This is a genomic window from Rubrivivax gelatinosus (genome assembly GCF_016583785.1).
GTDB classification, from domain to species: domain Bacteria; phylum Pseudomonadota; class Gammaproteobacteria; order Burkholderiales; family Burkholderiaceae_C; genus Rubrivivax; species Rubrivivax gelatinosus_B.
Genome location: NZ_NRRU01000045.1, coordinates 33,766 through 42,192, shown reverse-complemented (window position 1 = coordinate 42,192; position 8,427 = coordinate 33,766). Strand labels below are relative to the sequence as shown.

At 72.5% G+C, this 8,427-nt stretch carries 6 protein-coding genes; 2 read left to right on the top strand and 4 right to left on the bottom strand.

The window, feature by feature from the left end:
- Positions 1 to 323 precede the first annotated feature (323 nt).
- Positions 324 to 3,992, top strand: a complete 3,669-nt coding sequence (locus CKO43_RS13290; protein ID WP_346728253.1) for a hydantoinase B/oxoprolinase family protein — start codon at positions 324 to 326, stop codon at positions 3,990 to 3,992.
- Here CKO43_RS13290 and CKO43_RS13285 read toward each other — a convergent pair.
- Positions 3,977 to 4,654: a phosphatase PAP2 family protein gene (locus CKO43_RS13285; protein ID WP_200378938.1), complete on the bottom strand. Its 678-nt coding sequence runs from the start codon at positions 4,652 to 4,654 to the stop codon at positions 3,977 to 3,979. The two genes, CKO43_RS13290 and CKO43_RS13285, sit on opposite strands and share 16 nt — an antisense overlap.
- Complete coding sequence (locus CKO43_RS13280; RefSeq protein ID WP_200378937.1) at positions 4,651 to 6,294, bottom strand: phosphoethanolamine--lipid A transferase; 1,644 nt, start codon at positions 6,292 to 6,294, stop codon at positions 4,651 to 4,653. The genes CKO43_RS13285 and CKO43_RS13280 overlap by 4 nt, the downstream gene beginning before the upstream one ends.
- Positions 6,295 to 6,342: 48 nt before the next feature.
- On the opposite strand from CKO43_RS13280, the gene pcp reads away from it, so the two are divergent.
- A complete protein-coding gene (gene pcp / locus CKO43_RS13275; RefSeq protein WP_200378936.1) occupies positions 6,343 to 6,993 on the top strand; it encodes a pyroglutamyl-peptidase I in 651 nt (216 codons plus the stop codon).
- Between the two features lie 74 nt (positions 6,994 to 7,067).
- Here the strand turns inward: pcp and tolA are convergent, their stop codons facing one another.
- Both tolA and CKO43_RS13265 read right to left on the bottom strand, forming a co-directional pair.
- Positions 7,068 to 7,982, bottom strand: a complete 915-nt coding sequence (tolA, locus tag CKO43_RS13270; protein WP_200228989.1) for a cell envelope integrity protein TolA — start codon at positions 7,980 to 7,982, stop codon at positions 7,068 to 7,070.
- A gap of 4 nt (positions 7,983 to 7,986) precedes the next feature.
- Positions 7,987 to 8,427 (bottom strand): ExbD/TolR family protein, encoded by a 441-nt coding sequence (locus CKO43_RS13265; protein ID WP_200228990.1) that lies wholly within the window; start codon positions 8,425 to 8,427, stop codon positions 7,987 to 7,989.

Sequence of the window (8,427 nt, the reverse complement as noted above, 5' to 3'; positions counted from 1 at the left end):
GCCACGAGCCCTTCGCCTGGCCGACGCCGCCGCTGCCGGGTTATCCGCCGCCGGGGCCCGGGGGCGGCAGCGGCATGGAGAGGTCGGTCATCTCGGGTGCGGGCAGGACGGCGCGGACGGACAGGGGCAATTCCCCGGTCCATGGTGCCGAGTTTCCGATGCTAGGAAGCGGCGGCGGCTGCCATGGCTCGAACAAAGCGGTGAAAGTGGCGCAGATGGCGGGTCTTGCCCCACCCGGGTTCAGGGTCTCGCCGCAGCGGCATCGGGCCGCGGCGCTTCTAGACTCGCCGGGGCCGCGATTCGGCGGCGTCGAGGAGCAAGGCGTGAGGAAGAGGCTCTGGCAGTTCTGGATCGACCGTGGCGGCACCTTCACCGACGTCGTCGGCCGCGACCCGGCGGGTGCGCTGCACACGCTCAAGCTGCTGTCGGAGAACCCCGAGCACTACGAGGACGCCGCCGTCGAGGGCATGCGCCGCCTGCTCGGGCTGGCACCCGGCGAGCCGATCACGCCCGAGCGCGTCGACTGCGTGAAGATGGGCACGACGGTGGCGACGAACGCGCTGCTCGAACGCCGGGGCGAACCGACGCTGCTGGTGACGACGCGGGGGTTCCGCGACGCGCTGCGCATCGCCTGGCAGGCGCGGCCGCGGCTGTTCGAGCGCCACATCGTGCTGCCCGAGCTGCTCTACGCGCGTGTCGCCGAGGCCGACGAACGTGTGCAGGACGACGGCACGGTGCTGCAGCCGCTGGACGAAGCGGCGCTGGCGGCCGAGCTGGCCGCGGCGCGCGCCGCCGGGCTGCGCGCCTGCGCCATCGTCTTCCTGCACGGCTGGCGCCACACGGCGCACGAGGCGGCGGCCGAGCGCCTGGCACGCGCCGCCGGTTTCGAGCAGGTCAGCGTCTCGCACCGCACCAGCCCGCTGATGAAGTTCGTGCCGCGCGGCGACACGACGGTGGTCGACGCCTATCTGTCGCCCATCCTGCGGCGCTACGTCGAGCGTGTCGGCGCGCACATGCCGGGCGTGCGCCTGCTGTTCATGCAGAGCTCGGGCGGGCTGACCGAAGCGACGCGGTTCCAGGGCAAGGACGCGATCCTGTCCGGGCCCGCCGGCGGCATCGTCGGCATGGTGCGCACGGCGCTGGCCGCCGGCCACGGCAAGGTGATCGGCTTCGACATGGGCGGCACCAGCACCGACGTCAGCCACTACGCCGGCGAGTTCGAGCGCGCCTTCGAGACCCAGGTCGCCGGGGTGCGCATGCGCGCGCCGATGATGAGCATCCACACCGTGGCCGCCGGCGGCGGCTCCATCCTCGCTTTCGACGGCGCGCGCCTGCGTGTCGGCCCCGAGAGTGCCGGCGCCAACCCCGGCCCGGCGTGTTACCGCCGCGGCGGGCCGCTGGCGACGACCGACGCCAACGTGCTGCTGGGGCGCGTGCAGCCGGCCTGGTTCCCGCGGGTCTTCGGCCCCGGCGCCGACGAGCCGCTGGACCGCGACGGCGTCGTCGCGCGTTTCCAGGCGCTGGCCGCCGAGGTCGTGTCCGCGACCGGGCGCGAGACCACGCCCGAGGCGCTGGCCGAGGGTTTCGTCGCGATCGCGGTGCAGAACATGGCGAACGCGATCAAACGCATCTCGGTGGCGCGCGGTTACGACGTCACCGGCTACACGCTGCAGTGTTTCGGCGGCGCCGGCGGCCAGCACGCCTGCGGCGTCGCCGACGCGCTGGGCATGACGCGTGTCTTCGTGCACCCGCTGGCCGGCGTGCTCTCGGCTTACGGCATGGGGCTGGCCGATCGCATCGTGATGCGCGAAGCCTCGCTCGAGCAGCCGCTGGACGCCACCGGCCTGGCCGCGGCGCGCGAGCGGCTGCAGCAGCTCGGCGGCGCGGCAAGCGATGAGCTGGTGGCGCAGGGCGTCGCGCCCGAAGGCATCGAGCTGCGCCCGCGCCTGCTGCTGCGTTACGCCGGCACCGACACCGCGCTCGAACTGGCGCTGGCAGCAGGCGACGGCGTCGCCGCGCTCGCGGCCGCCTTCGAAGCCGCCTACCGGCTGCGTTTTGCCTTCGTGATGCCGGGGCGCTGCCTCGTCGTCGAAGCGGTTTCGGTCGAGGCCGTCGCCGCCGGCGAAGGTTTCGACGAAGCCGCCGCGCCGATCGAACCCGCCGCCTTCGTGCCCGAGGCCGCGGCGCGCGTGCGCGTCTACAGCGGCGGCTGGCAGGACGCCGGGCTCTACGTGCGCGAGCAGCTTCGCGCCGGCGCCGTCGTCGACGGCCCGGCGATCCTGGCCGAACGCAACGCCACCACCGTCGTCGAACCCGGCTGGCGCGCGCGTGTGCGCCCCGCCACGCTGGCGGCCGACCCGGGCGCGCCTGGCGGGCCGCTGGAGCTGGAGCGTGTGCTGCCGCGTGCCGCCGTGCACGCCGCCGGCACCGAGGCCGACCCGGTGATGCTGGAGGTGTTCAACAACCTGTTCATGAGCATCGCCGAGCAGATGGGCTCGCGGCTGCAGAACACCGCCTACTCGGTGAACATCAAGGAGCGGCTCGACTTCTCCTGCGCGCTCTTCGACGCCGAGGGCCGGCTGATCGCGAACGCACCGCACATGCCGGTGCACCTGGGCTCGATGAGCGAGAGCATCCGCAGCGTCATCGAGCGCAACCCCGGCATGCAAGCGGGCGAGGTCTACGCGCTCAACGACCCCTACCACGGCGGCACCCATCTGCCCGACGTCACCGTCGTCACCCCGGTCTACCTGGACGCGGCCGATGCGAAGCCGGCGTTTTTCGTCGCCAGCCGCGGCCACCACGCCGACATCGGCGGTTCGACGCCGGGTTCGATGCCGCCGTTCTCGAGCACCATCGCCGAGGAAGGCGTGCTGCTGGACAACGTGCTGCTGGTGCAGGACGGCCGGCTGCGCGAAGCCGAAATGCGCGCGCTGCTGGCGTCGGGCCCGCACCCGGCGCGCAACCCCGAGCAGAACCTGGCCGACCTGCGTGCCCAGATCGCCGCCAACGAGAAGGGCGTGCACGAGCTGCGCGCCATCGTCGCCCAGTACGGTCGCGAGACGGTCGCGGCCTACATGGGCCATGTGCAGGACAACGCCGAGGAGTCGGTGCGGCGCGTCATCGGTGCGCTGAAGAACGGCGCCTTCGAACTGCCGCTGGACAACGGCGCCGTGATCCGCGTGCAGGTCACCGTCGACACTGGCGCGCGCGAAGCGACGATCGATTTCTCCGGCACCAGCGAGCAGCTGCCGAACAACTTCAATGCGCCCAAGGCGGTGACGATGGCGGCGGTGCTCTACGTCTTCCGCACCCTGGTCGACGCCGACATCCCGCTGAACGCCGGCTGCCTGAAGCCGCTGAAGGTGATCGTGCCCGAGGGCTCGATGCTGAACCCGCGGCCGCCGGCGGCGGTGGTGGCGGGCAATGTCGAGACCTCGATGTGTGTCACCAACGCGCTCTACGGCGCGCTCGGCGTGATGGCCTCGGGGCCTTGCACGATGAGCAACTTCACCTTCGGCAACGAGCGCCACCAGTACTACGAGACGATTTCCGGCGGCTCGGGTGCCGGCGCCGTCTTCGACGCCGCGGGGCGCGTGACCGGCGGCTTCGACGGCACCGCGGTCGTGCAGACGCACATGACGAACTCGCGCCTGACCGACCCCGAAGTGCTGGAGCACCGCTTCCCGGTGCTGCTGGAGAGCTACAGGCTGCGCGCCGGCTCCGGCGGCGCCGGCCGCTGGCGCGGCGGCGACGGCGGTGTGCGCCGCCTCCGCTTCCTCGAGGCGATGACCGCATCCATCCTCAGCAACGGGCGCCAGGTGCCGGCTTTCGGGCTGGCCGGCGGCGCGCCGGGGGCGGTGGGCGTGAACCGGGTCGAACGCGCCGACGGCCGCGTCGAGCCGCTGGGCCATATCGGCTCGGTGGCGATGCAGCCGGGCGATGTCTTCGTCGTCGAGACGCCGGGCGGCGGCGGCTACGGCGCAGCGTAGGCGGCGGCGGGTGCCGGCCGCGGCGCCGTCAGCGCCGCCGCGGCCCAGCACAACCAGGCGGCCCAGAGCACGTGGCTGACGTAGTGCGCGCCGCGCAGCACCTGGCCGGCGCCAAAGAGCAGGGTCAGCAGCAGCGCCAGCGCCAGCCAGCGCCGCGCCGCCAGCGGGTGGCGCGTGCGCAGCGCGAACCAGCCGGTGAAGTAGGCCGCCGCCGAGGTCGCATGGCCCGACGGGAAACAGCCGCCCGGGCCGCCGTCCCTCAGGCCCAGCTGCCAGTGCGGCACGTAGGCGGCGCTGCCGCCGAACTCGGCCAGCGACCAGGGGCAGCTGGTCGCGCTGATGTCCTTGAACACGGGCACGACGGCCAGCACCGCCAGCGTCACCAGCACCCAGCGCAAGCGCTCTGCACGCGGCAGCGAGCAGCCGGCCAGCGGCCGCAGCACGTTGACGACGAGCAGGCCGAAGACGATCCAGGCGAGCGCGCGCCCGCCCTGGTGCAGCACGATGCTGGTGAGCCAGTGGCTGCGCCAGCCGAAGCCGGCGGCGGTCCCGAGCAGGCGTTCGACCGGCAGGTCCAGGCCGCTGATGTCCCAGGCGAGTACCGGCAGCAGCGCCACCAGCGTGACGACCAGGTCGCGCGGGACCCCGTGGGCCCGGGTCACGGGGTCAGCTCGCGTCGGCAGCCGGCGCCCAGGTCCATCGCGGGCTCGTACAGCGAGGTCTGCACGTCCAGCAGCCCGAGCATCAGGTGGAACAGGTTGTCGTGGCTGGCCGGCTGCGCGGCGCGGCGCGCCAGGCAGGCGGTGTCGAGCGTGCCGTCGGCCGTGGACCAGACGATCATCGGCACCTTCTTCTGCTCGGCCGGGGCGATCGGCCAGGGCAGGCCGTGCAGGTAGAAGTTGTTCTCGCCCAGCGACTCGCCGTGGTCGCTGACGTAGACCAGCGTCGCGTCCACCCGGTCGGCGTGCGCCTGGAGCGTGCGCACCAGCGTCGCCAGCACGTGGTCGGTATAGAGCACGGCGTTGTCGTAGGCGTTGACGATCTCTTGGCGCGAGCAGTGGCGCAGGTCCTCGTCCTGGCAGGCCGGCTTGAAGCGTTCGAAGGCCGGCGGGTAGCGGCGCGAGTACGCCGGGCCGTGGTTGCCGAGCTGGTGCAGCACCAGCAGCTGCCGGCCCTGCACCTGCTCGAGCCAGCCGTCCAGGCCCGAGAGCAGCGCGTCGTCGAGGCAGCGGCCGTCGGGGCACAGTGCCTTCGGCGCGACCGCGGCGGCGGTCTCTGTCGGCAGGCCGTCGCAGACACCTTTGCAGCCGGCCTGGTTGTCGCGCCAGCGCACGCCGACGCCGGCGCGTGCGAGCACGTGCAGCAGCGATTCGCTGCCCCGGATCGTGCTCTCGTCGTAGTGGCGCCGGCCCAGGGCCGAGAACATGCACGGCACCGAGACCTCGGTATTCGTGCCGCAGCTGGTGACGTCGCGGAAGTTGACGACCTGCAGTGCCGCGAGCTCGGGCGTGGTCTGGCGGGCGTAGCCGCCCAGCCCCCAGTTGGCGGCGCGTGCGGTCTCGCCGACGACGAAGACCACCACCTTGGGCCGCTCGCCGGTGCGCCAGCTCGGGCCGGGCCGGGCGTCGGCGCCGAGCGTGCGCTTCGGGCCGGCGGCGCGCGCCTCGCGGCCGGCGACGCTGGCCAGCGACCACAGGTAGTTGGCCGGCGTCACCAGGTAACGCAGCTCGTGCTGGTTGCGCATCAGCGAGGCCAGCGGCTGGTACTGGGCGACGACGACGCCGACCAGCACCGCTGCGGCCAGGCCGATGGCGGCGATGCGCACGCCCAGCGCCTGCGCCCAGCCCCGGCGCACGACGCGCACGCGCCAGAGCACGAGCAGCGGCAGCACGGCCAGCAGCAGCAGGTCGGGCACGAGCGAAGCGGTGAAGAGCTCGCGCGCCTCGCCGACGTCGGTGCGCATCACGTTGCGCAGCATCGACGGGTCGAGGTAGATGCCGAACTCGTCCATGTAATGCGCGGCGAAGGCGGTCGCGACCAGCACCAGCGCCAGCAGCGGCTTGATCGTCAGCCGCGTCATGAAGGGCGCCAGCAGCAGGAAGTGCAGCGCGACCAGCGCGGCGCCGAGCGCGGCGATGAAACCGATGCTGCTGCCCAGGTTCTGCCCGGCCACGGCGCTGGCGAAGAAACGCTGGTTGACCGCGAGCGCCCAGAACACGCTGGCGGCCAGCAACAGGGTTTCGCTGCTGGCGCGTATCGTCCAGCGTTCGGGCTCGGCGTCGGCGATGGGTTTTGTCGTCACGGCATCACTGTGTGACGGCGCGCTTAAAGGTCCATTAACTCGATAGAAATGAAGCAACCGGTTTTGCTACTGACCGGATTCGAGCCCTTTGGCGGCGAATCCATCAATCCTTCGTGGGAGGTTTGCGCCGCGCTTCAGGGAGAACCCCTGGATGGACTGCGCATCGAGGCGCTGCGCCTGCCCTGCGTCTTCGGCGCCGCGCTCGAGCTGCTGGACGCGGGGCTGGCGCGGCACGCGCCGGCGCTGGTGCTGCAGCTCGGCCAGGCCGGCGGGCGGCCCGATTTCACGCTGGAGCGGGTCGCGATCAACGTCGACGACGCGCGCATCGCCGACAACGCCGGCGCGTGCCCGGTCGACCAGCCGGTGGTCGCCGGCGGCCCGGCGGCGTACTTCTCGACGCTGCCGATCAAGGCGATGGTCGCGGCGCTGCAGGACGCGGGCCTGCCGGCCTCGGTGTCGCAGAGCGCCGGCACCTTCGTTTGCAACCACGTCTTCTACGGCCTGATGCACCGCCTGGCCACGCGCCCCGGCGTGCGCGGCGGTTTCATGCACCTGCCGCTGCTGCCCGAACAGGCGGCACGCCAGCGCGGCGCGCCCAGCCTGCCGCTCGCGACCCAGGTCGAGGCGGTGCGGCTGGCGCTGCGCACGGCCTGGCGCACGCGGGAGGATCTGCGGGTGGGTGGCGGCGCGGAGAGCTGATCCGCCGGCGCGCGTGAAATCGCGTTCCGGCCCGACTGCGGCGTAGCAGGCCTTGGAGCCTGCCGTGCCCAGACTCAGTCCTTGGGCCGGGACGTGATGACGATGTTCGACGGCACCCGGCCGTCGACGTCGCGCGGCAGCGTGCCGATGCGGTCGATCGCACGCAGCACCGCTTCGTCCCAGGCGGGCACGCCGCTGGACTTGAGCAGGCGGCGCGCGATGATGGTGCCGGTCGGGCCGGCGCGCACCTCGATTTCGGCCACCGGGTTGCCGGCCACCGAATCGGCGAAGACGATGTTCTGCCGGATCAGCGCGCGCAGCTTGCCGCCATAGGACGCCGACGGCCCGGCGTCGCGTGCGGCGGTGCCGGTGGACGTGGCGGCGCCGGTGCCGCTGCCGCCGAGCGAGTTCTGCATGCGCTTCAGCTGGTCCTCGCGCAGCTTGGCCAGGCGCTGGGCCTCGGCTTTCTGCTGCGCCTGCTTCTGCTGGTCGGCCTTCTTCTGCGCCTCGCGTTCCTGGCGCTCGGCGTCGGCCTTCTCTTTTTCCTTTTCCTTCTTCTCGGCTTCGGCCTTGGCCTTCTTGTCGGCCTCGGCCTTGTCGCGCGCCTTCTTCTGCTCGGCGGCCTGCTTCTCGGCGAGTTCGCGCTTCTCGCGCTCCTCTTCCTTCTTGCGGCGCTCGGCACGTTCGACGGCGATCTCGGCGTCGCGGTCCGGGGCGGCCTTGGGCGGCGCCGGCGGCGGTGTCGCCGGCTTCGGTTCCGGCTTGGGCTCGGGTTCGGGTTCGGGCGGCGGCGGTTCGGGCGCTGGCGGCGGTGCGGCCACGGTCGGCACCGCGGCCCAGAGTTCGGCGCTGATGGTCTCGGGTTCGGACGAATGCCAGTCGACGCTGACCGTCAGCGCGATGATCAGCGCCACGTGCACCAGCAAGGCCAGCAGCCCGGCCGGCAGCAGGCTGTCGGGCGGGCGGGGCTGCAGCGCGTCCTGCGCCACGGCTTCAGGCTCCCTGCTTGACCGAGAGGCCGACACGCTGCACGCCGGCGCGCTGCAGCGTGTCCATCACGCGCACCACGCTCTCGTACTTGACGTTGCGGTCGGCGCTGATGACCACCGGCACCTCGGCCTTGCCGCCTTGCGCGTCGCGCACGCGGGCGACGAGCTGCGGCAGCTTGACCGCGTCGGGCTCGCCGGCCTTGCTGCCGTCGATCAGGCGCAGCTTGAGCGTCTCGTCGCTGCCGACGACGATCTCGACCACCGCGCTCGGCCGCTGCTGCGACTTGCCGACCGAAGGCAGGTCGACGACGCCGGTGGTGATCAGCGGCGCGGTGACCATGAAGATGATCAGCAGCACCAGCATGACGTCGATGAACGGGACCATGTTGATCTCGTTGACCGAACGGCGGCGGCCGCGGCCGCCGCGGGAGGCGACTGCCGGCAT

Coding starts and splice junctions, on each gene's coding strand:
- pcp (WP_200378936.1), top strand. CDS start 6,343: ATGAAGCAACCGGTTTTGCTACTGACCGGATTCGAGCCCTTTGGCGGC.
- CKO43_RS13265 (WP_200228990.1), bottom strand. CDS start 8,427: ATGCCGGCAGTCGCCTCCCGCGGCGGCCGCGGCCGCCGCCGTTCGGTC.